Here is a 23,976-nt window from a genome sequence, read left to right as displayed (position 1 = left end):
TCCTCGACGAGCGCCCCCCGGCGCGGACACCCCCGCGGCCCCGTCCGGGCGCCCTCCCGTGACCCCCGTCACGCATGGCAGGCTCCCCCCGTGCCCTCCGCCGCGCCCCCCGACCCGCTGGACCGGGTGCCCTGGCCGCTGCGGACCCCCCGCCTGACGGTCGCCCGGGCCACCCCCGCCGACGAGGACGAGGTCTGGGCCTACCGCCGCCGCGACGACGTCGGGGAGTGGCTGGGCCTGCACCCCGTCGACCGGGCCGACTTCCACGAGATCTTCTCCTCGCGCCTCGGCACCGGCCTGGTGGTCCGGCGCGACGGAGACCTCGTCGGCGACCTCATGCTCAAGATCGGCGACGGCTGGGGTCAGCGCGAGGTCGTCGCCGACGCCCGCGGCACCCAGGCCGAGCTCGGCTGGGTCCTCGACCCGGCCGCCACCGGGCACGGTTACGCCGAGGAGGCCCTGCGCGCGGTCATCACGTGCTGCTTCACCCGGCTCGGGCTGCGCCGGATCGTGGCCCACGCCTTCGCCGACAACCTGCGCTCCCGGCGGCTCATGGACCGGCTCGGGCTCCGCCTGGAGTCGCACACCGTCGCGGAGTCGTTGCACCGGGACCACGGCTGGGTCGACGGGGTCGGCTACGCCCTGCTCGCCACGGAATGGTCACTCCCGCCCGCCACCGATGAGTCCGGCCCCTGACCGGGGTCTGCCGTTCCGAGACCCGCCCACCGACCCGCTGGAGTACCCCGTGCGCCCTCTCGTCATCACCGCGTTCATGTCCCTCGACGGCGTCATGGAGGCGCCCGGCGGGGAGCCCGGCTACCGCAACAGCGGCTGGACCTTCCAGGACATCGAGTTCGACCCGGCCGCCTACGAGCTCAAGGGCCGTGAGCAGGAGGAGGCGGGGGCCCTGCTGCTCGGTCGGGTCAGCTACGAGGCGTTCGCCCCGGTGTGGCCGTCGATGACCGACGTCTTCCCCCGGTACAACGCGATGCCCCGCTACGTGGTCTCGACCAGGCTGGAGTCCGACGACGAGCGCTGGCCCGCCACCGTCCTGCGCTCGGTCGAGGACGTGGCCGAGCTCAAGCGGACCGAGGGCGGCCCGATCATCGTGCACGGCAGCGCGACCCTCGGCGCGGCGCTCGCCGACGCCGGGCTGGTCGACCGCTACCACCTGCTGCTGTTCCCCGTCCTGCTCGGGGCGGGCAGGCGACTGTTCTCCGCCGCGGACAAGGACAAGCAGGCCCTGCGCGTGCTGGAGTCCGAGACCTACGGCAACGGCATCACCAAGCTCGTCTACGACGTGGTGCGATGACCCCCGAGCTCGTCGCCACCTGCTGGACGACGGCCGGGACCGTCCGTCCGCTCGACGCCTCCGAGGTGTCCCCGCACACCCCGGGCGCCCGGATCGACGCGGTCGCCGACGGCGGGTGGGCCGGGCTCGGGTTCGCCCACGCGGACCTCGCCGCCATGCGGGCGACGACGGGTTTCGCCCCGGTCGCCGAGCACGCCCGCGCCCGCGGTCTCCGCCACGTCGAGGTCGAGCTGATCTCCGACTGGTGGCGGGACGACGAACACTGGCGCCCCCGGTGGTCGCTGCTGCTGGAAGCCGCCGACGCGTTCGCCTCGCCGGTCCTCAAGGTCGGGACCGCGTTCGCGACCCCCTGGTCCGACCTCACTCCCCTGGTGGAACCGTTGCGGCAACTGGCGATCGAGGCCGCCGACCACGGGGTGCGGCTGGCCTTGGAACCGCTGCCGTTCTCGATGGTGGGGTCGGTCCCCGCCGCCGCCGACCTGCTCCGCCGGGTCGACCACCCCGCCGCCGGTCTCGCCGTCGACTTCTGGCACGTGTTCCGGGCCGGCACCACGCTCGAGGAGCTCGCCGCCTCCGTCACCCTCGACCAGATCGCCCAGGTGGAGCTGGACGACGCCGACGCCGACCCGGTCGGCACCCTCTTCGAGGACACCCGCGACCGGCGCCGGTACTGCGGTGAGGGTGTCCAGGACGTCACCGGCTTCATCCGGACCCTCACCGACCTGGGGTACACCGGCCCCTGGGGCGTCGAGATCCTCTCCGACGAGCACCGGGCCCTCGACCTCGCCACCGGGCTCGACCGGGCCCGCCGCAGCGCGCTCCGCTGCTTCGCCGACGCCGCCCGCCCCTGACGCACCGCGCCGCTCCTCAGGGCGTAGCAGGAGCCTGCAGGCGGGCCGCGACACGCCGTTGGTCGAGGTTCTCGCCGCGGCGGGTCGGGGAGTGGCTGCAGGCTCCTGCTACGCCTCGGCGGGTCCCTCACCTCCGGTGGAGGAGGGCGTCGACGGGGGTGGGTCGAGACGCGTCAGCTCCTCCTCCGGGGGGAACTCCGCGAACCGGGCGTCGTCGTCGAGCGGGGCCAGTTCGAGGTAGCTCAACCGGTCGTCGTCGACGAACAGCAGCAGCATCGCGCCGTCGGTCTCCCCGCTGAGGACGATCCGGCTTTCCTCCCAGCCCGGGATGACGCCGTCCGCGTCGGTGAGGTCGATGCTCGGGCACGCCCCGCACCCGCAACCCCGGCCCACTCTCGTCCCGGGTACCTGCGCCCGCCAGCGCCGACGGTCGTCGGACGTGACGGGCTCGTCCTCGTCGGAGAAGGCGACCCCGTTGTCGATCATCCAGACCAGCGTCGCCCGCTCGCGCTCGGTCAGCGGGCGGGGGCCGGGCGCCTCCGGCGCCGGGTCGCCGACGCGGCTCATCCGCCCGTCATGGCCGCACGAGGGTGGGAGTACAGGCAGAACGGGTGCCCGGCCGGGTCGGCCAGGACGTAGAGGATCTCCTCCGGGTCGTCGGTCCGGTACAGCAGGAGTTCCGCACCGAGGTCGCGGGCCCGGTCGCACTGGGCGTCGAGGTCGTCGGCGTCATCCACGATGAAGCACAGGTGCAGCTGCATGGGCACCTCGACCGAGGGCCAGGTGGTCCGGGGCAGTTCGTCGACCCGTTGGAAGGCCAGCAACCGCTCCCCCTCGCCGGTGCACAGGACCAGCCACTCGGGTCGTTCGTCGCCGTCCGTCGGGGGTTCGTCCCCGGGGCGGTAGGTCAACCCCAGGAGTTCCCGGTAGAACTCGGCGAGCCGACGGATGTCGGTGCCGTCGAGAACGGTGTTGACCAGCCGCGGGAGCCCCATCAGAGCATCCAGGCCTCGAACTCGCCCGGCCCCGACCCGCGCGGCGGGTCGGTCACGGCCGCGGGCGGGTGCCGCCGCTTCCGGACGACGTCGAGGAGCGTTCCCCACGGCCCGGCCAACGGTCCGGTGCGGCCGCCGCCGAGGCGCACGAACTCCCCGCGGGCGGGGCCGACCGGCAGTTCCCGGGGCAACGCCGAGACCGAGGGCAACCACCGGGGCAGACCGAGCAGCCCGGCGATGCCGTCGAGGCGTTCGGACTCGATGGTCTCGTCCGCGTCGATCTCCTCGGCCAGCAGCTCGGCGAGGTCGTCGGCGGCCCCGGGGCGGCCGGCCAGCGCGGCGAACTCCTCGGCGTGCTCGACCCCGATCGAGTCGCTGAGCACGTCGGTGTCCCGCCCGAGCCCGAAGGAAGGATCGCTGAGGTAGCGGCCGACCTCCCGGCCGTGGTCCCACCCGACGAGCAGGAGCTGACGGTCGTTGCGGACCAGCAGGGCCAGCGCCGAGGACCCGGTGCCGGCCGCGAGCGCCTCGCCGACCCCGAGCACCCCCCGCCGACCGGTCGCGACGGTGCCCGGGCTCCCGCAGACGACGACGAGCCACCCCTCGTGCGGTCCGGTGACCCAGCCGGTGAACCTCAGCGCCCGCAGCCGGTCGAGGACCGGGCCGCGGTCGGGCGCGCCGTCCTCGACGCGGACCAGCACGGCGGCGTAGCTGTGCCCGAGCGGGCTGCTGTCGCCGTGGCTGATGCCGATCGGGATGGCCATCAGACGAGGGGGGGCATCGTCTGGAAGGACCGGTCGCGGGCGATCTTCAGCCCGTCGCGCCACCCCCGGAACAGGTGCGAGGTGCCGCGCACGGTCCGCTCGACGGCGGTCAGCCGGATGATCTCCTTGGCGAACGTGGCCGCGGTCCCGACGGCGAACAAGGCCGGCCGGTACGCGCCGTGCGCCCGGAAGTACTGCTGCATGATCCCGCGGTTGCGCATGATGTAGTAGCGGTACCGGTCGGAACTGGCGTTGAGGTGCCGGGTGCCCATGTCCCACTGCTTGATCTCCCGGGTCCGCTTGAGCACGAACTCGTTCACGATCACCGAGCGGGTCAGCCGCGAGGCCAGCCAGCCGTAGACGGAGTCGTCCCAGTAGATGAAGAACCGCGGGTCGGGCAGCCCGATGCGTTCGACCACGCTGCGGTGGATGAACATCCCCTCGAAGCAGCCCGAGTTCATCTCGCGGTAGCCGGAGTCGTCGAAACCCGCGGGCGCGAAGGGGATCGGGATGCCCAGCGGGATCGAGAGCCGGTACTGCCAGTAGAACTCCGAACCGTCGAAGTCGTAGCGACGGCCCTGGACGCTGGCGAACCGCTCGCCCCAGCGACCCATCCGGGCCAGGCCGTCGGGGATCACCTCGACGTCGTCGTCCATGAGCCAGATCCACTCCGACCCCAGCTCGTAGGCCAGGCGCATCCCCTCGGAGAACCCGCCGGCCCCGCCCGTGTTGGTCTCCATCCGGCGGTAGACCAGCTCGTCGCCGAACCGCTCGCGGTACCCCTCGACGACCTCGGTGGTGTCGTCGGTGGAGGCGTTGTCGACCACCAGGACGTGCCCCGGGCGCGGCTCCATCTCCAGGACGCTGTCGAGCAGCTTCGACAGCAGACCCGAACGGTTGAACGTGACGATCGCGATCGTCGCGGTCCGCGGGTCGAAGGGCTTCTGCGGCGGCAGCAGGGGCGCGGTGGTGGGCGTCATGGCGTCGCCGAGCCTAGCCCAGCGAGCAGGCCGTGATCCGGTACAACGTGACCCCGCCCCCGGAGGCGACCTCGGTGAACCCGGGTCGCCCCTGGAAGAGCCGGAACGCGGTGTAGCCGGCCGGCACGAGGCCGGGCGGGTCCCACAGCTCGCCGTCGTCGATGACGTAGCGGACCCGCTCGCGCTCCAGCGCCGCGCACACCTCGGGGTCGGCCGCGGCGTCCTGCAGGCGGTCGGCGAGGAGGACGGCGTCGGGGGTCCAGTTCCCGCGCAGGTGCGGGAACAGCACCTCGACCCCGCTCAGGGCGTAGGCCAGCGACGACCCGTCCCACGGCGTGCCGGCGACGACCTCCCCCTCGGGCACGTACCGGTCGAGGTCGGTGAGGAAACGCTGCTCGGCCTCGCTCACCAGCGAGTACCCGGGCGCCTCGGCGGCCTCGACCGACGTCTTGGCCACCTGCTCGGCGTTGCCGCGCACCTGCGGGACGGTCGTGAGGACGAGGCCCACCGCGACGATCCCGGCGGTGGCGCGAACGCTCCGGCGGCGGTGCAGCGCGGCCGCGATCCAGAGCACCGCGAGGACGGCGAGCACCACCCCGGTGACCGGTTCGCTGGCCGCCAGCCGACCGCGGTCGTTGTACCAGACGCCCGTGACCAGCGGTTTCCACGGGGCGTCGACGCTGGCGGCGAGGACGTCGAGGGTGCACAGGACGAGGTGCCCTGCCGCCACCCAGCGCCAGGCGGGTACCAGCGCCGCGCGGACGAGACCGACCAGGACGAGCCCCGCGACGACCCAGCTCGCCCCGGCTCCGGCGGGGGCGCCCAGCAACGCCTCCCCCACGGCGACGGGGACGCTGCGGTCGACCGGCCACTGCCCGGCCCGCACCCCGGCCAGGCTCGGCCACAGGACGACCCCGACCCCGACCGCGAGGCCCGAGCCGAGGACGGCGAGGCCGAGCACCACCCACTGGTCGCGGACCCCGCGCCACGGCAGCAGCGCCCGCGGCAGAACGGTCACCACGAGCAGCAGGACGACGAGCAGCACGGTGACGACGAACGCGCTCGGGTGGGCGGTCGCGGTCGCCCCCGCCCCGGCGACCGCGACCAGACCGGCCCGGACCCGGTCGGCGACCCCCACGCCCCGGGCGGTGGTCACGACGACCGCCGCCACCGTCGCCGGGATCAGTGCGGTGCCGAGGACGAACGGCCAGAGCCCGCCCCGGTCCACGTACCAGGGGAAGGCGACGAACCCCTGCCCCAGCACGGCGGCCGCGAAGACGGCGAGGGGACGGGCCCCGACCACGGCCCGGACCAGCACCGCCGCCGACAGCGACCAGACGACCGCGGGGACGACCACGAGCAGCGCGTTGCCGGCCAGCAGCGGGGAGCTCGCCGGTCCGACCGGGAGCGGCACCTCCGCCAGCAGCGCCGCCAGCGCGTGCCAGGCGGCCGGGTAGAAGTTGGTCCCGCCCGGGGAGTTCAGCCGGGCGACGGCGGTGGGCGAGGCGTCGCCGGTGTCGAGCACGAAGCGCACCGCGTTCAGGTGGAAGATCGTGTCGAAACCCTGCGGGACCATGTCCGGTCGGCCCAGGGCCAGCCGGACGGTCACGAACGCCAGGACGGCCGCGATCCCCGTCCCGGCCAGCAGCGCTGCGACCCCGCCGTGGTCGAGGACGGGCCGGGTGCGGCGTTCCCGGCGCCGGGTGACGAGCTCGACCAGCCAACCGGGCACGAACGCCACCAGCGCGGCCACGGCGGTCGCCAGCGCCAGCGTGGTCCACCCCCAGCGGAGCCCGGCGAGCGGGGCGAGCACCGAGGCGCCCCCCACGACGGCGACGCTGAGCAACGGGGCGAATCCGAGCAGCCAGATCCCCCGCAGGCGCAGGGCGAACCCGACGAGCAGTCCCGGCGCCGTGACGAGTGCGGTCGTCGCGACGAGCAGCGGGAGCAGCTCGGGCCAGGTCACGGGGTCGGGCGCCCTCGGCCCAGGACGACGTGACGCAGTCCGGGGAACTGCTCCGCCGAGGTGGTCCCGCGACCGTCGACGACGGCCAGCGCACCGGGCAGGTCGTCGGGCCCGAGCTCGGCGTAGCCGGCGTGGTCGGCCTGGACGATCGCCCCGTCGGCGGGTTCACCGAGGTGGAACGGGTCCAGCCCGCGCTCGGCGAGCTCGGCGTCGGAGTAGAGGGGGTCGTGCACGAGGGGCACGGCCCCGCGCGCGGCCAGGTCCCGGACCAGCGGGAACACCCCGGAGAACGCGGTCTCCTTCACCCCGCCCCGGTAGGCGGCACCGAGCACGACCACCCGCGCGCCGGAGAGCTCCCGCCCGGCGGTGGCGAACGCGGCGGCCAGCAGGTCGACCGTGGCCGCGGGCATCCGCTGGTTCGCCGCCCGGGCGGTCCGGACCACGTCGGCGTCGGGGTCGGAGTGCAGGTACAGCTGCGGGTAGACCGGGATGCAGTGCCCCCCGACCGCGACCCCGGGCCGGTGCAGGTGGCTGTAGGGCTGGGAGTTGCAGGCCTGGGCGACGGCGGAGAAGTCGATCCCGCGCCGGTCGGCGAACAGCGCGAACTGGTTGGCCAGCGCGATGTTGACGTCGCGGTAGGTGGTCTCGGCGAGCTTGGCGAACTCGGCCGCGTCGGCCGAACCGAGGTCCCAGACCCCGTTCTCCCGGGGCAGGTCCGGGCGCGGGTCGAAGCGGAGCACGGTCTCGTAGAACGTCGTGGCCGCGGCGGCGCTGGCCTCGTCCACCCCGCCGACGAGTTTCGGGTAGCGCCGAAGGTCGGCGAACACCCGACCGGTGAGGACGCGCTCGGGGCTGAACGCAAGCCCGAACTCCCCCGGCGCGAGCCCGCTGCCCTCGGTCAGCAGCGGCAGCAACCGTTCCCGGGTCGTCCCGATCGGCAGGGTGGTCTCGAAGATCACGCAGGTGCCGGGCCGCAGACCCGCGGCGACCGCGCGGGCGGCGGCGTCGATCGCGGAGAACTCGGGCCGGGCCTGCTCGTCGACGATCAACGGGACGACGACGACCACCACGTCGGCCCCGGCCACCGCGGCGGTCGTGTCGGTGGACGCCCGCAGCCGACCGTCGGCGACGGTCGCGGCCAGGTGCTCCGCGAGGTGCGCCTCCTCGTCCCACGGCGCGCGACCGGCGTTGATCGTCGCGACGAGCCGGGGGTCGATGTCGGCGCCCACGACGCTCGCGCCGTTGCGGGCGTACTCGACGGCCAGGGGCAGCCCGATCTTGCCGAGCCCGACGACGACGACGTTCACGGGGACGACGGTCACGACCGGCCTGCGCTCTCCACCACGTCCAGAACGGTAGCCGTGGCCCGGGCGGCCACCGCGTCCAAGGAGGCCTCGCGGCGCGTCCACGCGGCCCGCCGGGCCCGGTCCTCGTCGGTGTCGCGGGCCCCGAGCGCCGCACCCATGGCCTGCGCGACCACGTCGACGTCGTGGGGCACGGCCCAGCCGAGGTCGTTGTCGCGCACCAGGTCCGCGCACGGTCCGGGGCCGGCGTAGACGACGGGCGCCCCGCACGCGGTGGCCGCGAAGACCTTGGTCACGAACGCGAACTCGTAGCCACCCCCGGGCCGCAGCGAGGCCAGTCCGGCCCGCGCGGTACGGAACGCCTCGGCCACCCGGGCGGCGGGCACGACCCCGGGGAAGTCGACACGACCCGGCACGAGCTCGGCGGCGCGGGCGATCATCCGCTCTCGATCGACCCCACCCCCGAACATGACCAGCCGGGCCTCGGGGTGCTCGGCCGCGATGCGGGCGAAGGCCTCCACGAAGACCCCGGCCCCGTGGACCTCGCTCATCGTCCCGGCGTAGACCAGGTCGGAGCCCTGCGGCGCCGGACCCGGGGAGAAGCTGCCGGTGTCGACCCCGGAGCCGACCACGGTCACCCGGTCCGGCTCGACCCCGAACGCGTGGATGCGGTCGGCGACACCGGCCGAGACGGTGAGGACGTGCTCGGCCCGCCGCAGGACCGCGCCCTCCACGGTCGTCAGGGCGCGCACCACCGCCGGGTTCACCCCGGAACCCTCGGCCGCGGCCGAGAGCAGGTCGGCGGCGTAGTAGACGTAGGGCAGGCGGCGCAGGGCGCAGGCGAGGGCGACCGCGACGCCCGTGGTCGGGGGAGGTTCGACCACGACGACGTCGGGCCGGGGCCCGGTCAGCAGCCGCCCGATCAGCGGCAGGTCGAAACTCGCGTACGGAAGGTACCCGCGCACCGCGCCCGAGGCGTCGCGCAGCACGGGCCAGCGGGACACCCCGGCCGTGGTCGCGCGGTCTCCCGGGACCCGCGAGGTCAGGACGCGGACCCGGGCCCCGACCCGGCTCAGCCCGTCGGCCAGCGCCCGGAGGCGGTAGGCCGCGGCCGCCGGTTCCGGGGCGAAGATCCGGGACGCGACGACAACACGCGCAGGGCGGGCGGGAGGCACGGCGCGACGCTACCGCCCTCTACCGTGGCCGGTGTGAAGGTCCTGGTCGTGACGGTCGCCCACCCCCCGCTCGACGCGCGGATCCACAACCGGCAGATCCGGGCGATCCTGCACGCCGGCCACGAGGTCACCTACGTCGCGCCCTGGTCGACGTTCGGCGCGCAGGTCCCGGCCGACGTGCACGCCGTCGACGTCCCCCGCTCGGTCGGCCGGCACCGGGTCGGCCCGCTCGCCGCGGCCGCCCGGATCGTGCGCCGGCTCGCCCCGCAGCACGACGTCGTCATCGGCCACGACCCCGAACTGCTGCCGCTGCTGCACGCGATCGCGACGGGGAGGAACGCCCCCGCCGTGGTGTGGGACGTGCACGAGGACGTGCCGGCCCAGTTCGAGATGGTCGACTGGGTCCCCGGCCCGGTGAAGGTCCCCGCGGCGCGGGTCGCGACGGCGATCGAGCACCTCACCGAGAAGAGGTTGCACCTGACCCTGGCCGAGTACGCCTACGCCGACCGGTTCCGCCGCCGGCACCCGGTCGTCCCGAACTCCCCCCGCGTCCCGGCCGACCTGCCGCCCGAGGAACCCCGTCTCCCGGGGGAGCCGTGGCGGGTGATCTACGTCGGTGCCATCACCCGGGCCCGGGGCTTCGACGAGATGGTCGCCCTGGTGGACCGGTTGCCCCAGGGGCCCGACGGCATGGTGCTGGAACTCATCGGCAACGCCCGTCCCGACCTGGACGCCGAGCTGCGGGCCATCACCGACCCCCGCCTCGACTACCGCGGTTTCGTCCCCAACGCCGAGGCCCTGAGCCGCCTGCACGGGTCGCTGGCCGGGCTGGTCCTGCTGCACGACCACGACAACTACAAGCACTCCCAGGCCAGCAAGGCGTTGGAGTACATGGCCCACGGGGTCCCGGTCGTCAGCACACCCAACCCCGCCTCGGTCGACCTCGTGCGCGGGACCGGGTGCGGCGTGGTCGTGGATTTCGGGGACGTCGACGGGATCCTGGACACGTTGCTGCAGTTGCGCGACGATCCCGACCGCCGGCAGGCGATGCGGGTCGCCGGCCACACCGCGGCCCTGGCCCGGCACGACTGGAACCGGCAGGGCGCGGAGTTCGTGGACGCGCTGGAGTCGTGGGCCCGGGGGGCCCGGGCCGTCCCGTCGCGCTGAACCGTCGCGCTGAACCGGGGGCCCGTCCCCCGGGGTCGACCCGTCAGAGTTGTTCGACGGTCTCCCGGACCAGCGCCCGGGTGTGCCCGCGGGAGTCGAACAGCAACGGCGCCCGCGAGACCACCGTCTCGGGGTCGTACTCGGCGTGCGCGGTGAGCAGGACCGCGACGTCGCACCCGGCCAGCGCCTCGGCGAGGTCCTCGACCCGCGGGACGGCGACACCGTCCACGGACCACGCCGGCACCAGGGGGTCGTGGTAGGAGACCCGGGCCCCCTGCCGGGTGAAGCGGCGCTCGACGTCGGTCGCGGGCGTCTCGCGCATGTCGGCGACCCCCGCCTTGTAGGTCACCCCGAGCAGCAGGACCCGCGCCCCGGCGAGCTCCTTCCCGTGGCGGGTGAGGAGTTCCGCGGTCCGGTCCACCACGTGCTGGGGCATCCCGTCGTTGATGGACTGCGCCAGCTCCACGAACCGGAACTCCCGCCCGGTGTTGCGCACCGCGTAGGAGAGGTAGCTCGGGTCGATGGGGATGCAGTGCCCGCCCACCCCCGGGCCCGGGGAGAACGCCTGGAAACCGAAGGGTTTGGTCCGGGCCGCGTCGATGGACTCCCACAGGTCCACGCCCAGTTCGTGGCAGAACACCGCCATCTCGTTGACCAGGGCGATGTTGATGTGCCGGTAGGTGTTCTCGAGGAGCTTGGCCATCTCCGCCTCGCGGGAGGACTTGACCCGCACGACGATGTCGACGACCTGCCCGTAGAACGCGGCCGCCCTCTCGGTGCAGTCCGGGGTGACGCCCCCGACGACCTTCGGGGTGTTCCGCAGCGTGAAGTGGGCGTTGCCCGGGTCGATGCGCTCCGGGGAGAAGGCGAGCGAGAAGTCGGTCCCGGCCCGCAGCCCCCCGGCCTCCAGGGCCGGCCGCACGACGTCCTCGGTGGTGCCCGGGTAGGTGGTCGACTCCAGCACGACGAGCATCCCGGCGTGCAGGTGCGCGGCCACGGCCGCGGTCGCCGCCTCGACCGCCGAGAGGTCGGGCTGCCCGTCCCGCAACGGGGTGGGCACGCAGATCACGGCGACGTCGGCCCCGGCCAGGACCGTCGGGTCGGTCGTCGCGGCGAACCCGTCGGCGACGGCGGCGGCCAGCTCGGCGTCGGAGATGTCGTCGACGTGCGAGGAACCGGCGGCCAGCGCCGCCACCCGCGCCTCGGAGGTGTCCAACCCGGTGACCGTCAGGCCCGCCCGGGTCGCCTCCAGCGCGAGCGGCAACCCGACGTAGCCGAGCCCGATGACGACAAGCTTCACGACTCCCCCTGCTCCTGGACCGCGGGCCAGTGTTCCACGCGGCCTCCGAGAGCCCTCTCCCCCGCGCCGGGCCGAGGCGGAACCGCCTCCTCAGCCCTCGCCCGCCGCTCCGATCGGATCGGGACAGCCCGGACCCGACAGGGCGTACCCGTCCGCCGGCAGACCGACGTCGTCCTCGGCCAGGTCACGCCCCTCAGGGGTGTCCACCCCGACCTGACCGAACACGTCGCCGTCGGCCCGGACCGTCGTGACCTTCCCCGCCGGGACACCGACCGAGAAGCTCATGGTCGCCGGTCCGGTGACCCGGGTGACCTGCTCGCCGTCCTGCTCGAAGCTGAAGACGACGTCACGCTCACCCAGGTCACCGAGCGCGGTCCCCAGGCACACGGCGACGGTCGTCTGGGGCGGCGGCGGGTCGTCCGCGGCGCACCCCGGCAGGAGGAGGGAGAGCAGGACGAGGCCCGCCCCGGCCGCGCGCGTCTGCATGGTCACAGGCCGAGTGAACACCCCGACACCTCGTCCGGAATGCCGGGGCGCCAGGGTCGTGCGCCCGCGTTCCTCGGGCTCGACGTCAGGGGTGCTGCCGTCATCTTGCGACACGCCGTCCGAGGAGACCCTTCCTGAGGCGTGTCGAAAGATGAACGCAGCGCTGGTGACGTTTCCCCCTGCTGGCGCTCCTCGGCACTTGTAGGCCGAGGCGCGGAACGGGGCGGCACCGAGGCGCGTCCCATCACCGGAGGAACGCACCGCTCAGCGGACCCGACGAGAGGCGGAGGTCGGTCGTGAACTCTCGGACGAAGGACCGACTCCGGCGCAGCCTCGCCCCGGTGGGCCTCGTACTGGCCCTGGTCGTGGTGGTCGTGGTATGGGCCCCCTGGGGGGAGCCGCTGCCCCGGGGGGTGGAGCTCGGGGACTGCGACGCCGGTGGATCCTGGGACGTGTCCGTCACCGCCACGTGGGCCGGTGGGACCGGTGCGGGGCCGCTGCCGGGGATCGAACTGCTGAGGCCGTTCCTGGACCCGCCCGACCCCGGTCCGCCGGGTCCCCGGCTGGACGCGGTCCTGTCCGCGTGCGGCACCCTGAGCGTCGCCGTGGACCTCGGAACCGTCTCGGGAGCAAGGCTCGTCCCCTCGTCGGTCGAGGTTCAGGAACAGCGCCTGCAGATCGGGCGCGGCCGCATCTACCCGAACGACCCCTTCCTGTTGCCCTGCCCGGAGAATGCGTCCTGCGGGGGCTGGCAGGGGTGGTACTTCACCCTGGAGTCCCCCGACGCCGGCGAGGCATGGTTCGCGGCCCCGGTGACCTGGCGGGAGCCTGGGTCGACCCTCGAGGACTTCTCCGGGATGGTGGACGTCCGGGTGCGGGTGCAAGCCTCGCGTTCCTGAGGAGACGTCACCCGCGCACCCCCTGACCGTGACGGTCCGGGGGCGGGGGTGACGCTCAGTCCTGACGGGGACGGGTCTGGTACTTCACCGGGAACTCCCCGGTGTAGCCCTGCCGTTCCTCGGCCGCGGCCATGACCCGCTTGCGCACCGAGAACCAGCCGAGCACGAGCAGCGGGATGATCACGACCAGGGCGATGACGGTCGGGCGGCTGTCCGGGTCGTAGGCCATGATCACGAGGACCGCGGCGAGGAAGGCCAGGACGAGGTAACCGGTGAACGGGGCGCCGAACAAGCGGTAGTGCGGCCGCTCGACGATCCCCTTCTTCGACCACTTGTACAGCCGCATCTGGCAGAGCACGATCGTGCCCCAGCTCGCGATGATGCCGAGCGCGGACGCGTTCAGCACGATCTCGAAGGCGCGGCCCGGGGCGACGTAGTTCAGCACGACCCCGAGGACCGCGACCACCCCCGTGATGGCGATGCCGCCGAAGGGGACCCCGCCCTTGTTCAGCTTGGCCGTGAACTTCGGGGCGGACCCGTTCATGGCCATCGACCGGACGATGCGGCCGGTCGAGTACAGACCGGCGTTGAGGCTGGACAGCGCCGAGGTGAGGACGACGAAGTTCATGACGTCACCCGCCCCGGGGACCCCGAGCTTGCTGAAGAAGGTGACGAAGGGGCTCTCGTCCTTGCTGTAGGCGGTGTAGGGCAGCAGCAGCGCGAGGAGGATCAGCGAGCCGCAGTAGAACACGACGATGCGGATGATCACCGTGTTGATGGCGCGCGGCATGATCTTCTCGGGGTTCTCGGTCTCCCCCGCCGCGGTACCGACGAGTTCCACGGCGGCGTAGGCGAAGACGACCCCGGAGATGACCACCACGAGCGGGACGGCCCCGGTCGGGAACCAGCCGCCGTTGTTGCTGATGACGCTCAGCCCCGTCGTCTGCCCGTCGACCGGGAAGCGCCCGGCGAGGAACACGATGCCGATGACCAGGAAGGCGGTGAGCGCGACGACCTTGATGAGCGCGAACCAGAACTCCATCTCGCCGAAGATCTTGACCGAGACGAGGTTCAGACCCAGCACCACGACCAGGGCGATCAGCGCGAGCAGCCACTGCGGGGCCGAGCTGAACGCGCTCCAGTAGTGCAGGTAGAGCGCGATCGCCGTGATGTCGACGATGGCCGTCATGGCCCAGTTGAACCAGTACATCCACCCGGCGACGAAGGCGAACTTCTCCCCGTAGAACTCCCGGGCGTAGGAGACGAAAGAACCGGACGAGGGGCGGTGGAGGACGAGTTCCCCCAGGGCGCGCAGGATCAGGAAGACGAAGAAGCCGCAGATGCCGTAGACGATGAACAGACCGGGACCGGCGTTGGCCAACCGGCCGCCCGCCCCGAGGAAGAGGCCGGTACCGATCGCCCCGCCGATGGCGATCATCTGGAGCTGACGGTTCTTCAGCCCCTTGTGGAGCCCGCCGTCCTCGTGGGAGAAGTCGCGCTGGGCGAGCGGAGCCGATCCGCCCCCCGGATTTTCACCTGACATGGAGTCACTCTCTTCCTGGTTGCGCGGACCTGCTGACCGGGAGGTTCCCACACGGGTGTTACCGATGATCGCCCACCGGGCCCGCTCAGCAGTACGTGTCGAAGAAGGACGCCAGCAGCGACGTCCCGCCCTGCGTGGCGATGCTCTCGGGATGGAACTGCACCGACTCGATGGGGAGGCGGCGGTGGCGCATGGCCATGACGTGCCCGTCGTCGACCGAACGGGCCGAGACCTCCAGCTCGGGGGGCAGACCCTCCTCGTCCACCACGAAGGCGTGGTAGCGGGCGACGAGCTGGTCGGCGGGCGCCCGGACGAACACGCCCCGGCCGTCGTGCTCGATCCGACTGGACCGTCCCTGCAGGGGACGCAGGGCCCGCGCGATCCGGGCACCGAAGGCGAGTCCGATGGCCTGGTGCCCCAGGCACACCCCGAGGATCGGGACGGACCCGGTCAGCGCCGCGAGCACCCGCAGGTGGGCGGCGTCGCGCGGTCGGCCCGGCCCCGGGCCGAGCACGACGGCGTCGGGCACCTCGGCCGGCACGCGCTCGGCCGCCGCCGCCGGCGGGCAGACCACCGAGGAGATGCCCAGGGCCGTGACCTCGGCCCGGATGGTGTGGACGAAAGGGTCACCGCCGTCGATCAGCAGCGCCTTCACCGCGCCCCCTCCAGCCACGCCGCGGGGACCGCCGCCCCCCGCGCGCGCCAGCGGTCCTCGGCGGAGTCGTCGGCCAGGACGGTGAGGAACGACTCGCGGGTCCAGGTCCCGCCGCTCCCGCGCAGGCAGGTGGGGGCGACGAACGCCTCGTACCCACCGGCCGGACCGCGCAGGAGCAGCAGCGGGAGACCGCCCCCCAGCAGCGGCGCGAGTCGCGTGAAGAGTGCCGTCGGGGAGGTCGGTCCCACGGCGATCCCCGCCGTGGTCGACCGGTCCTCGCCCCGGGACCCCACCTCGCGCTCGGTGCGGACGGAGGCGCACACCTGCGCCAGCACGCTGCGCTGGGTGTCGACGAGGATCGTGCGCTCGGCATCGGCGCGGGCGTCGCCGCCGAGGCCCGCGGACCCGTCGGGGACGGTCGTCACCGAGGCCCGCACGGTGCCGTCGGCCCGCACCTGGAGCAGCGGGTGCAGCTGGGGCAGCACCACCGTCGTCGCGCACGGGCCGGGCCAGGGGCAGGCCTCCCGCACCCGGATCCGGTCGAGGTGCGCGCCGCCCTCCCGCAGGTGCCGGACGCAGCCGTCGAGGACCCGGCGGAAGGTCGCGGCCGGACCGCCGTCGCCGACGTCGTGCGGGTCGGGGAAACCCGGTGGGGCCTGGTCGGCGGAGGTGAGCACCGACGTGACCCTCCGTACCCGGGAACGGGCGGTGACGTCGGAGGCGATCACGACCACGTCACCCGGCTGCTCGTGCTCGACCAGGCCGAGGATCCGGGAGCGGGTGGGAAGGGAGAAGTCCGGGGGGAGGAACAGGTGCAGGCTGCGGGCGTCGTTGTCCACCAGGGCAATGTACGACCGATGCGTTGGCAGCCGATTGCGTAGTTTGCCCCTGAGGGCATGATCTTTGGCAGGATCTGCTCGTGCGCGATCTCGACAGCATCGACCTGGCCATCCTCGGGGAACTGCAGCGCGACGGGCGGCTCAGCAACCAGGACCTGGCCGACGCCGTGGGGCTCTCCCCCTCGCCCTGCCTGCGACGGGTCCGTCGGCTCGAGGCCGAGGGCGTCATCACCGGGTACACGGCCCTGGTCGACCCGACCGCGGTGGGCCTCTCGATCACCGCGTTCGTGCAGATCCGGCTGGACCGGCACAACGAGACCGCGATCGAGTCCGCCGAGGCCGCGATCCGCGAGATCCCCGAGGTGACGGAGGCCTTCATCCTCGCCGGCGACCACGACTACCTGCTGAAGATCACGGTCGAGTCGTTCCAGGCGTACGAGCGGCTGCTGAAGACCCGGCTGCGCCGCATCCCCGCCCTGACCTCGATGGACACCACCTTCGCCTTCGGCACGACCAAACCCCTCACCCCGCTGCAGGTCCCCCGGGGTGACCGGCCCGGCCCGCGACGGGAGTGAGCGTCAGCCCCGACCTTCGACCCGGTAGACCGGCGCCCCTCCCGTCGCGACCGCCGCCTGGTCGACCCCGCCGCAGGCCGCGGCGGCCGCCGCGCCCTCAGGGCCGAGGATGCGCCGCAGGTCGTTCACCGGGTCGGCCCCGGCGAGCACCTGAGCGCCCGGGGCGACCCGGGTGCCGTCGGGCAGCACCACCTCGGTCCGCGACGCGTCCCACCGGGTCCCGCGGGGCCAGACCGCCACTCCGTCGGCCAGCCGCAGGCAGCCGTCCACCAGCTGGAGTTGGCCCACCAACCCTTCGGCGGTGCTGTCCTCACCACCGGTCGTGGCGATGACCGGTCCGTCGACCGCGGACTCGTCCGAGCCGGTGTTCTCGACCACGATCTGCGCCCGCCCCGGCGCCGGGCCGAGGCGGTCGGCCGCGGCGTCGAGGCAGGCGGTGACCGCGTCACCGTCGGCCGCGGTCACCAGGATCCGGTCGACCTCGATGCTGGAGGAGGCGGGCGGGGCGTCGCAGGCCTGCAGGACGGCGCTCGCCCGCTCCCCGAGGACCCGAAGCTGGGCCAGCGAGAACTCGGCGGTCTCCAGCGTCGTCCGTCCGTCGAGGACCCCGAGCGGGGCGCCGGCCAGCGGGTCGTCCCCGGCGGCCGCGGTCAGGGTCACCACCACCCCGATCCTCGGGGTGCGTTCGATCCGGTACTGGGCGTACGCCTCGGGGTAGGTGCACCGGACCCAGGAACCGACGAGCTGGGCCTGGTTCTCCTCGTACGTCTCCTGCGCCGCCTGCTCCGCCGAGAGCCCCATCGCCTCCAGGAAGCCCTCGTCCATCTCTGCGGGAGCCGGCGAGGTGGCGACCGTCGGAGGCGGGCAGCCGCCCGCATCGGCCCTGACCTCGGCCACGGCGGCGGCGAGCGCCGGGTCGGGAGCGGGCGAGACGGCCGGGGTCGCAGGCCCGGCGGGGGCGGCGCAGCCGGCGAGCAGCAGCCCGGCTGCGGTCAGGGGCAACGGACGACGGGTGCGCACGGCGGTCCTCTCAGTCGGCTACCGGGACGGGGACGGCGGTGGTGAAGCGGACCCGGACGGGTGGGCCGTCGGGTCGGCGGCGGCCGGCACGACGACCGTCGGCACCCCGTTCCGGCTCCGACGCGCGATCACGGAGCTCGGACGTCGCCCGGGGCCGACCGGTTCCGCAGGACCGCGCGCAGGTCGCGGGCCGAGGCCGCGCCCCAGACCCCCAGCAGCACGACGCCGAGCAGCACCGGGGCGAGGACCGGCCCACCCGGCAGGTCGTCCTGGACGACGAGCACGGTCACCAGGACGGCGACGGCGAGCAGGACCCGCAGGCTCAGCCCGCCCCACCGCTGCTCCTGGGTTCGCCACACCCACACCCAGGGCAGCAGCGAGGTGAGGAACGCGCCGGCCAGGTAGGCGACGGCGATGCCGACGATCCCGGCGCCGGAGGTCAGCGCGGCCATGCCGACCAGCCCCAGGACGAACCCGGCGAGGCTCATCAGGGCCGAGCGGCGGATCCCGTCGGCCCCGCCGCTGGTCATGCTCGCGACCGCGGCGACCGGCAGCGTGGTGAGCAGCACCGCGACGAGCAGGATGCGCAGCGCGGTCGGGTCGCGGAAGTCCTCGCCGTAGACCCGGATGAGCAGGCCGGACCCCAGCACGAGCACCCCGAAGAGGGGGACGAACGCGGCGACGATGCCCCGGGTGACCAGGTCGGTCTGCCGCCGGACGGTCTCGCGGTCGCCCGCGGCGAGGCTGCGGGCCATGGCCGGGAACAGCACCTGGACCAGCGAGCGGGCGATCATCGAGGCCGGGGTGGCGAGGGCGACGGCGGCGGTGAGCTGGCCGACGTCGGCGTCGCGCTGGGTGGCCCCGGCCACGACCAGGCTGAGCTGCAGGAGCCCGGCACTGGCCACGTTGCCGAGCACGCCCCAGGCGACGAAGGCGTCCATCTCCCTGCGCAGCGCGGGTTCCACGGGTGCCGGGCGTGGCGTCCCCGGCCGGCGGCGGGCCCCGAGGACCGCGTAGACGACGTAGCCGAGGGCCAGCGGCAGCACCAGCCACGGGGTCGCCCCCACCGCGAGCAGGACCGCGAGCACCCCGAGGGACAGCACGAGCGCGACGAGTTCCCGCCTGGTCGCCTCGGCGACCCGGCCGGACCCGAGCAGGACCCCCCGGGTCAGCAGGTAGGCCGCGTACCCGAGGACGAGCGGGGCGACCGCGAGCGCCGACGACACCGGTTCGTGCAGGACGAGGACGGCGGCGGCGACGGCGAGCACCGCGGCGATCGACCCGGTGAGCAGGGTCCGCCCGCGCAGGTGCCGGGTGACCGAGGCCGCGAGGCCCTCGTCGCGCAACCCCTGGGCGCGGGCGACGAACTTCGAGGCCGCCTGGCCGGTGGCGGCCGGCCACAGCATCGTCGCGAACGCGGCGAGGGCGAGCTGGGCCCCGACGACACCGGTGACGACCTCGCCCTCGACCCGGGCGACGAGGAACGTGTAGAGCGTGCGGGTCAGCCCCGACAACGCGACCCCGACCACGCTCCAGGCCGCGGCGACGGCGAGGACCGGCAGCGCGCGGGGCCCTCTCACGACCCGAGCACCCGGCGGTAGTCGGTCCGCAGCCGCCGGACGCTGTCCCCCACGTCGTGCGTGCGCCGCAACCATTCCCGGCCGGACGGGGCCGCGGACTCGGTCAGGGCGGACCGGACCGCCTCGACCAGGTCGTCGGTCCCGGCCCCCGCACCGCCGAGGACGGGCGGGTGGGCGTCGACGGCGTCGTCGGGGTACCAGGCGGGGTTCACCGCGGCGACGACCGGGACCCCGGTGCCGATCGCCTCGAGCTCGCTGGCGGCGAGCATCCCCGAGCGCTGCCCGACGACGACGCGGGCCGCGGCGAGCCGGCGCAGGAACTCCTCCCGTGCGCTGCGGGGGACGAGGCGGACCCCCGCGGCCCGGGCCTCGTCCGCCGCCGGGCCCCAGTCGAGGCCGAGGAGTTCCACGTCGGCGGGCAGGGCCGCCCGCAGGGCGCGGGCCAGGTCGAGCTGGGCGGCGAGACCCTTCACCGGTTCCCACCGCGAGGCGAAGAACACCCCGGCGGCGGTCGCCGGGTCGTGCACGGGCAGGGCGTCGACGTCGAGGGGGTTCGGGAGGTACCCGGCGTCGGGGCGGTGCGGCAGGACGTGCTCGGCGAGGTCGGGCGTGGAGTAGTAGACGTGGTCGGCGGCGCGCAGGGCGTCGCGGATCGGGGCGGTCCAGCGGGGTTCGTACTGCTGGGAGCGGACGTCGGTGCCGTGCGCGTGCAGGACCCAGGGTCTCCGGGTCCAGCGGGTGTGCCGGGGCACGCTCGCGTAGTGCACGTGGAGCAGGTCGCTGCGGGCGGCCCCGACCCCGAGTTCCGCGGCCCAGCGGGCCCCGGCGAGCACGGTCCCACCCCGGGACCGGTCGGCGAGCGGGAGGTAGCGCCAGGGCAGCCCCTGGCGGTGGGCCTCGGCGAGCAGGTGCGTGGTCGTCGAGGCGCAGTCGTTGACGTGCAGGACCCGGGGTTCGGCGATCATGCCCGGACCGTCCGGGCGGTCACAGGTCGACCGTGCGACCGGTGGCCGCGGACTCCAGGACCGCCTCGGCCACCTCCACGACGCGCAACCCCTCGGCGGCGGTCACGACGCCCTCGGTCACCTCCTCGGCCCGGCGGCCCGCGCGCACGGCGAGGACGGCGTCACGGAACCCTTCGAGCTCGGTGCGCAGGGGTTCGGGTTTGGCCAGGGCGAACCGGGTGACGTCGCCCTCGCTGACCCCGCGGAAACCCGCGATGGCGTCCCAGGAGACGTCGACGGATCCGTTGGCGTGCAACGTGAGATCGGCGGTCAGGGTGTCGGCGACCAGGGTTCCGTTCTCTCCCGTCACGATGGTGACCCGTTCCTTGACCGGCGACAGCCAGTTCACGACGTGGTTGGTGATCGTCTGGTCGGCGAGGGTTCCGACCACGCTGACCAGGTCCTCGTGCGGGCGGCCGGTGCGGTGCGCGGTGCGGGCCGAGACCGAGACGAACGGTGAACCCGTGACCCAGGCCGTGGCGTCGAAGTCGTGGGTGCCGAGATCCTTGACCACGCCCACGTCGCCGATCCGGGCCGGGAACGGTCCCTGCCGGCGGGTCTGGACCTGGTGGACCCGACCGAGTTCCCCCGCCGCGACCCGGCGGCGCAGTTCGCGCAGGGCGGGGTTGCACCGTTCGATGTGCCCGACCGCGGCGACCACCCCGGCCTCGGCGGCGGCGGCCCGGATGCGGCGGGCTGAGGCCGTGGACTCGGCCAGGGGTTTCTCCACCAGCACGTGGCGGCCGGCCTGCAGCAGCGGCACGGCGACCGGGGCGTGCTCGGCGGTGGGGACGGCGAGGACGAACGCCTCGACCCCCTCGGCGGCGAGGTCGTCGACCGTGGAGAACACCGGGACGCCCGGTGCCAGCACCCCGGGGGGCGGCGCGACTGCGTCGGCCACCCCGACGAACCGCACCCCGGGCAGGGAGGCGAGGACCCGGGCGTGGTGGCGACCCATGACCCCGAGCCCGACCAGCCCGACGCGCAGGGCGTCACCCCCCGAGGTCTCGGGGGTCCCGGTCACGCCGAACCCCCGACCTCGCGGACGGCCGCGTCGAGCGCGTCGGCGATCACCTCGACGTCGGCCTCGGTGACCGCCGGATGGACGGGCAGCGCGAGCACCTGCGATGCCGCGAGATCGGTGTGCGGCAACGAGTCCGACCGCAGGGCCGAGGCGGGCAGGTCGGCGTGGGCCGGCAACCGGTGGACCGGGACCGGGTAGTAGACCCCGGCCCCCACGCCGCGCCGACCCAACCCCTCGAGCACCGCGTCGCGGACCTCCGCCCCCGCGTCGGACAACCGGACCGTGTACTGGTGCCAGACCGGTTCCGCCCCCGCCGCCGCGGTGGGGACGACGACGCCCGGGGTGGCCCGCGCGGTGATGGCCGCCCCCAGCCGTTCCGCGGTCCGGCGCCGGGCCGCGGTGAACCCCGCGAGCCGGCGCAGCTGGACCCGGCCGATCGCGGCGTGCAGGTCGGTCATCCGGTAGTTCAGGCCGACGATCTCGTTGCGGTAGCGCTGTTCCATGCCCTGGTTGCGCAGCAACCGGCAGGTCCGTTCGATCACGGGTGATGCGGTGGTGACCATGCCACCCTCGCCCGAGGTCATGTTCTTGGTCGGGTAGAACGAGAACGCGGACGCGTCCCCGACCGCCCCGACGGCCCGGCCCCGCCAGTGGGCGCCGTGGGCCTGTGCGGCGTCCTCGACGATCCGCAGGTCGTGCTCGGCGGCCAGCGCCTCGAACGCGTCGAGGTCGGCCGGGTGGCCGAACAGGTGGACGGGCACGACCGCCCGCGTGCGCGCCGTGACGGCCTCGGCCGCGGCCCGGGGGTCGAGGCAGAAACTCACCGGGTCGATGTCGGCGAACACCGGGACGGCTCCGCAGAGCCGGACGGCGTTGGCCGTGGCGGCGAACGTGAACGAGGGGACGACCACCTCGTCACCGGTGCCGATCCCGGCCGCCAGCAGGGCAACGTGCAGGGCCGAGGTCCCCGAGTTCACCGCGATCCCGCGGGTCCCCGGGACCACCTCGGCGCAGAACTCCGCCTCGAACGCGGCGACCTCCGGCCCCTGCACGAGGTTGCCCCCGGCGAGCACGGCCGCGACGGCCGCCTGCTCCTCGGCCCCCAGCTGGGGTGCGGCCACGGGGATCATGCGCGCACCCCCTCGACCAGGACGCCGTCGACCTCGTGGAACCGCTCCCCGGTGTCCGGGCACGTCCAACCGTCCTCGGCCGCCACCAGTCGCGACCCCGAACGCCCCACCCAGCCGAGCCGGCGGGCCGGGTTGCCGGCGACGAGGGCGAAGTCCGGCACGTCGCGGGTGACGACGGAACCCGCGGCCACCATCGCCCAGCGGCCGACGACGACCGGGGCCACGCACGTCGCGTTGGCCCCGACCGAGGCCCCCTCGCGCAGGTCGACCCCGACCGGCTCCCAGTCGGCCGCCGACTTGGCGCTCAGGTCCGGGGCCACCGCCCGGGGCCGGTGGTCGTTGGTGAGGACCGCGGCGGGCCCCACGAAGACCCCGTCGGCCAGGCGCGCCGGCTCGTAGACGAGGGCGTAGTTCTGGATCTTGCAACGGGCCCCGACCTGCACCCCGATGCCCACGTAGGCCCCCCGGCCCACCACGCAGCCCTCGCCGAGGACGGCTCCCTCGCGCACCTGCGCCAGGTGCCAGACCCGGCTGCCGGGGCCCATCCGGACGTCGGCGGCCACGTCGGCACTGGCCTCCACCCGGGGCTCGGCCGGGGCGGGGGCGGGGTTGGCGGGCATGTCGGGGAGTCTATGGACGCGGCCAGGGCTCATGATGGACCGGCGCGACGCGGGGTCGCGGCCAGGGCGGACGAGCGCACGACCGGGAGGATGGGCGGGGCCATGGGCGGGGGCTGCGACGCCGACGACACGTGGGTCGTCGTCCCGCTGTTCCAGGAGGCCACCGTCGTCGGTGAGGTCGTCGCCGGTCTGCTGCCGCACTTCCCCCAGGTGGTCTGCGTCGACGACGGCAGCCAGGACGACTCCGCCGCCGTGGCGGCCGCGGCCGGCGCCCGGGTCGTGCGGCACTGCGTGAACCTCGGCCAGGGGGCGGCGCTGCAGACCGGGTTCGACTTCGCCCTCTCGGACCCGGAGATGCGGTTCGTCGTCACCTTCGACGCCGACGGGCAGCACGACGTCGCCGACGCCCTCGCGATGCGCCAGCGGCTGCGCGACGGGGAGGCCGATGTCGTGTTCGGGTCCCGGTTCCTGGACGAACGCACGGCGATGCCCCGGGTCCGTCGGGCGGTGCTGCGCGCGGCGGTGTCGTACACGAACGCGACCACCGGGGTGAAGCTCACCGACGCCCACAACGGGTTGCGGGCGTTGTCCCGCAAGGCTCTGGGCGAGATCCGGATCACCCACCACCGGATGGCGCACGCCAGCGAGATCGTGGCCCAGGTCGGGGGTCGCCGGCTCTCGTGGGTCGAGCAACCCGTGCAGATCCGCTACACCGACTACTCCAAGGCCAAGGGCCAGTCGCTGCTGAACAGCGTCAACATCCTCGTCGAGACGATCCTGGGGTGAA

The 23,976-nt window shown here is 74.2% G+C and carries 25 protein-coding genes; 7 read left to right on the top strand and 18 right to left on the bottom strand.

Annotated features, from left to right (window positions below; genetic code table 11):
- The first annotated feature begins 90 nt into the window (after positions 1-90).
- From ACFFKU_RS04250 to ACFFKU_RS04240, 3 genes are read left to right on the top strand one after another with little or no spacing between them, the layout of a single operon-like run.
- The gene (locus ACFFKU_RS04250) at positions 91-696 is read left to right on the top strand and encodes a GNAT family N-acetyltransferase (RefSeq protein ID WP_380135944.1); all 606 of its coding nucleotides are present in this window, start codon (positions 91-93) and stop codon (positions 694-696) included.
- A gap of 49 nt (positions 697-745) precedes the next feature.
- Complete coding sequence (locus ACFFKU_RS04245; protein WP_380135943.1) at positions 746-1,312, top strand: dihydrofolate reductase family protein; 567 nt, start codon at positions 746-748, stop codon at positions 1,310-1,312.
- A complete protein-coding gene (locus ACFFKU_RS04240) occupies positions 1,309-2,163 on the top strand; it encodes a sugar phosphate isomerase/epimerase family protein (protein WP_380135941.1) in 855 nt (284 codons plus the stop codon). The genes ACFFKU_RS04245 and ACFFKU_RS04240 overlap by 4 nt, the downstream gene beginning before the upstream one ends.
- A gap of 108 nt (positions 2,164-2,271) precedes the next feature.
- On the opposite strand, the gene ACFFKU_RS04235 is transcribed toward ACFFKU_RS04240, so the two are convergent.
- The 7 genes from ACFFKU_RS04235 to ACFFKU_RS04205 are packed head-to-tail and all read right to left on the bottom strand — an operon-like array spanning position 2,272 to position 9,347.
- Entirely contained in the window at positions 2,272-2,730 is a 459-nt protein-coding gene (locus tag ACFFKU_RS04235; RefSeq protein ID WP_380135939.1) for a hypothetical protein, read from the bottom strand.
- Entirely contained in the window at positions 2,727-3,158 is a 432-nt protein-coding gene (locus ACFFKU_RS04230; RefSeq protein ID WP_380135937.1) for a VOC family protein, read from the bottom strand. The genes ACFFKU_RS04235 and ACFFKU_RS04230 overlap by 4 nt, the downstream gene beginning before the upstream one ends.
- Complete coding sequence (locus tag ACFFKU_RS04225) at positions 3,158-3,922, bottom strand: hypothetical protein (RefSeq protein WP_380135935.1); 765 nt, start codon at positions 3,920-3,922, stop codon at positions 3,158-3,160. Before ACFFKU_RS04225 ends, ACFFKU_RS04230 begins: the two co-directional genes overlap by 1 nt.
- Entirely contained in the window at positions 3,922-4,902 is a 981-nt protein-coding gene (locus ACFFKU_RS04220) for a glycosyltransferase family 2 protein (protein WP_380135933.1), read from the bottom strand. The genes ACFFKU_RS04225 and ACFFKU_RS04220 overlap by 1 nt, the downstream gene beginning before the upstream one ends.
- 13 nt (positions 4,903-4,915) lie before the next feature.
- Positions 4,916-6,868: a DUF6541 family protein gene (locus ACFFKU_RS04215; RefSeq protein ID WP_380135931.1), complete on the bottom strand. Its 1,953-nt coding sequence runs from the start codon at positions 6,866-6,868 to the stop codon at positions 4,916-4,918.
- Positions 6,865-8,175 carry a nucleotide sugar dehydrogenase gene (locus tag ACFFKU_RS04210; RefSeq protein WP_380136121.1) on the bottom strand — a complete coding sequence of 437 codons (1,311 nt, stop codon included), beginning with the start codon at positions 8,173-8,175 and terminating at the stop codon, positions 6,865-6,867. The genes ACFFKU_RS04215 and ACFFKU_RS04210 overlap by 4 nt, the downstream gene beginning before the upstream one ends.
- A gap of 11 nt (positions 8,176-8,186) precedes the next feature.
- Positions 8,187-9,347: a glycosyltransferase gene (locus ACFFKU_RS04205; RefSeq protein ID WP_380135929.1), complete on the bottom strand. Its 1,161-nt coding sequence runs from the start codon at positions 9,345-9,347 to the stop codon at positions 8,187-8,189.
- A 33-nt stretch (positions 9,348-9,380) separates the two neighbouring features.
- Between ACFFKU_RS04205 and ACFFKU_RS04200 the strand changes: the two genes are divergently transcribed.
- Positions 9,381-10,514: a glycosyltransferase gene (locus ACFFKU_RS04200; RefSeq protein WP_380135927.1), complete on the top strand. Its 1,134-nt coding sequence runs from the start codon at positions 9,381-9,383 to the stop codon at positions 10,512-10,514.
- 43 nt (positions 10,515-10,557) lie between these two features.
- Here ACFFKU_RS04200 and ACFFKU_RS04195 read toward each other — a convergent pair whose 3' ends face one another.
- Positions 10,558-11,814, bottom strand: coding sequence for a nucleotide sugar dehydrogenase (locus tag ACFFKU_RS04195; protein ID WP_380135926.1), 1,257 nt, complete (start codon positions 11,812-11,814; stop codon positions 10,558-10,560).
- Positions 11,815-11,904: 90 nt separating this feature from the next.
- Positions 11,905-12,321, bottom strand: coding sequence for a hypothetical protein (locus ACFFKU_RS04190; protein WP_380135925.1), 417 nt, complete (start codon positions 12,319-12,321; stop codon positions 11,905-11,907).
- Positions 12,322-12,596: 275 nt separating this feature from the next.
- On the opposite strand from ACFFKU_RS04190, the gene ACFFKU_RS04185 reads away from it, so the two are divergent.
- Positions 12,597-13,199, top strand: coding sequence for a hypothetical protein (locus ACFFKU_RS04185; protein WP_380135923.1), 603 nt, complete (start codon positions 12,597-12,599; stop codon positions 13,197-13,199).
- 55 nt (positions 13,200-13,254) lie between these two features.
- On the opposite strand, the gene ACFFKU_RS04180 is transcribed toward ACFFKU_RS04185, so the two are convergent.
- The 3 genes from ACFFKU_RS04180 to ACFFKU_RS04170 all read right to left on the bottom strand — a co-directional run bounded on the left by ACFFKU_RS04180 (position 13,255) and on the right by ACFFKU_RS04170 (position 16,236).
- Complete coding sequence (locus tag ACFFKU_RS04180; RefSeq protein ID WP_380135922.1) at positions 13,255-14,742, bottom strand: amino acid permease; 1,488 nt, start codon at positions 14,740-14,742, stop codon at positions 13,255-13,257.
- Between the two features lie 85 nt (positions 14,743-14,827).
- Positions 14,828-15,397 (bottom strand): anthranilate synthase component II, encoded by a 570-nt coding sequence (locus ACFFKU_RS04175; protein WP_380135920.1) that lies wholly within the window; start codon positions 15,395-15,397, stop codon positions 14,828-14,830.
- The gene (locus ACFFKU_RS04170) at positions 15,394-16,236 is read right to left on the bottom strand and encodes a hypothetical protein (RefSeq protein ID WP_380135918.1); all 843 of its coding nucleotides are present in this window, start codon (positions 16,234-16,236) and stop codon (positions 15,394-15,396) included. Before ACFFKU_RS04170 ends, ACFFKU_RS04175 begins: the two co-directional genes overlap by 4 nt.
- An 80-nt stretch (positions 16,237-16,316) precedes the next feature.
- On the opposite strand from ACFFKU_RS04170, the gene ACFFKU_RS04165 reads away from it, so the two are divergent.
- A complete protein-coding gene (locus ACFFKU_RS04165) occupies positions 16,317-16,811 on the top strand; it encodes an Lrp/AsnC family transcriptional regulator (protein ID WP_380135917.1) in 495 nt (164 codons plus the stop codon).
- Positions 16,812-16,814: 3 nt separating this feature from the next.
- Here ACFFKU_RS04165 and ACFFKU_RS04160 read toward each other — a convergent pair whose 3' ends face one another.
- The 6 genes from ACFFKU_RS04160 to ACFFKU_RS04135 form a co-directional block, all read right to left on the bottom strand.
- Positions 16,815-17,831 (bottom strand): hypothetical protein, encoded by a 1,017-nt coding sequence (locus tag ACFFKU_RS04160; RefSeq protein ID WP_380135916.1) that lies wholly within the window; start codon positions 17,829-17,831, stop codon positions 16,815-16,817.
- Between the two features lie 128 nt (positions 17,832-17,959).
- Positions 17,960-19,411 (bottom strand): lipopolysaccharide biosynthesis protein, encoded by a 1,452-nt coding sequence (locus ACFFKU_RS04155; RefSeq protein WP_380135915.1) that lies wholly within the window; start codon positions 19,409-19,411, stop codon positions 17,960-17,962.
- A complete protein-coding gene (locus ACFFKU_RS04150; protein ID WP_380135914.1) occupies positions 19,408-20,376 on the bottom strand; it encodes a glycosyltransferase family protein in 969 nt (322 codons plus the stop codon). Before ACFFKU_RS04150 ends, ACFFKU_RS04155 begins: the two co-directional genes overlap by 4 nt.
- 19 nt (positions 20,377-20,395) lie before the next feature.
- Entirely contained in the window at positions 20,396-21,439 is a 1,044-nt protein-coding gene (locus ACFFKU_RS04145; RefSeq protein ID WP_380135912.1) for a Gfo/Idh/MocA family protein, read from the bottom strand.
- Positions 21,436-22,569: a DegT/DnrJ/EryC1/StrS family aminotransferase gene (locus ACFFKU_RS04140; RefSeq protein WP_380135911.1), complete on the bottom strand. Its 1,134-nt coding sequence runs from the start codon at positions 22,567-22,569 to the stop codon at positions 21,436-21,438. Before ACFFKU_RS04140 ends, ACFFKU_RS04145 begins: the two co-directional genes overlap by 4 nt.
- Positions 22,566-23,189 (bottom strand): acyltransferase, encoded by a 624-nt coding sequence (locus tag ACFFKU_RS04135; protein ID WP_380135909.1) that lies wholly within the window; start codon positions 23,187-23,189, stop codon positions 22,566-22,568. The genes ACFFKU_RS04140 and ACFFKU_RS04135 overlap by 4 nt, the downstream gene beginning before the upstream one ends.
- A gap of 90 nt (positions 23,190-23,279) precedes the next feature.
- Between ACFFKU_RS04135 and ACFFKU_RS04130 the strand changes: the two genes are divergently transcribed.
- Entirely contained in the window at positions 23,280-23,975 is a 696-nt protein-coding gene (locus tag ACFFKU_RS04130) for a glycosyltransferase family 2 protein (RefSeq protein ID WP_380135908.1), read from the top strand.
- Position 23,976: the final 1 nt, after the last annotated feature.

This window comes from Kineococcus gynurae (genome assembly GCF_042433995.1).
Classification (GTDB): Bacteria; Actinomycetota; Actinomycetes; order Actinomycetales; family Kineococcaceae; genus Kineococcus; species Kineococcus gynurae.
Note: the sequence above shows the minus strand (reverse complement) of the source record. Positions and strands in the feature narration are given on the sequence as shown.

Bases quoted from the DNA above. Each gene is read 5' to 3' on its own strand.
- ACFFKU_RS04240 (WP_380135941.1), top strand. From the start codon at position 1,309: ATGACCCCCGAGCTCGTCGCCACCTGCTGGACGACGGCCGGGACCGTC.
- ACFFKU_RS04235 (WP_380135939.1), bottom strand. From the start codon at position 2,730: ATGAGCCGCGTCGGCGACCCGGCGCCGGAGGCGCCCGGCCCCCGCCCG.
- ACFFKU_RS04230 (WP_380135937.1), bottom strand. From the start codon at position 3,158: ATGGGGCTCCCGCGGCTGGTCAACACCGTTCTCGACGGCACCGACATC.
- ACFFKU_RS04225 (WP_380135935.1), bottom strand. From the start codon at position 3,922: ATGGCCATCCCGATCGGCATCAGCCACGGCGACAGCAGCCCGCTCGGG.
- ACFFKU_RS04220 (WP_380135933.1), bottom strand. From the start codon at position 4,902: ATGACGCCCACCACCGCGCCCCTGCTGCCGCCGCAGAAGCCCTTCGAC.
- ACFFKU_RS04180 (WP_380135922.1), bottom strand. From the start codon at position 14,742: ATGTCAGGTGAAAATCCGGGGGGCGGATCGGCTCCGCTCGCCCAGCGC.
- ACFFKU_RS04150 (WP_380135914.1), bottom strand. From the start codon at position 20,376: ATGATCGCCGAACCCCGGGTCCTGCACGTCAACGACTGCGCCTCGACG.
- ACFFKU_RS04140 (WP_380135911.1), bottom strand. From the start codon at position 22,569: ATGATCCCCGTGGCCGCACCCCAGCTGGGGGCCGAGGAGCAGGCGGCC.
- ACFFKU_RS04135 (WP_380135909.1), bottom strand. From the start codon at position 23,189: ATGCCCGCCAACCCCGCCCCCGCCCCGGCCGAGCCCCGGGTGGAGGCC.
- ACFFKU_RS04130 (WP_380135908.1), top strand. From the start codon at position 23,280: ATGGGCGGGGCCATGGGCGGGGGCTGCGACGCCGACGACACGTGGGTC.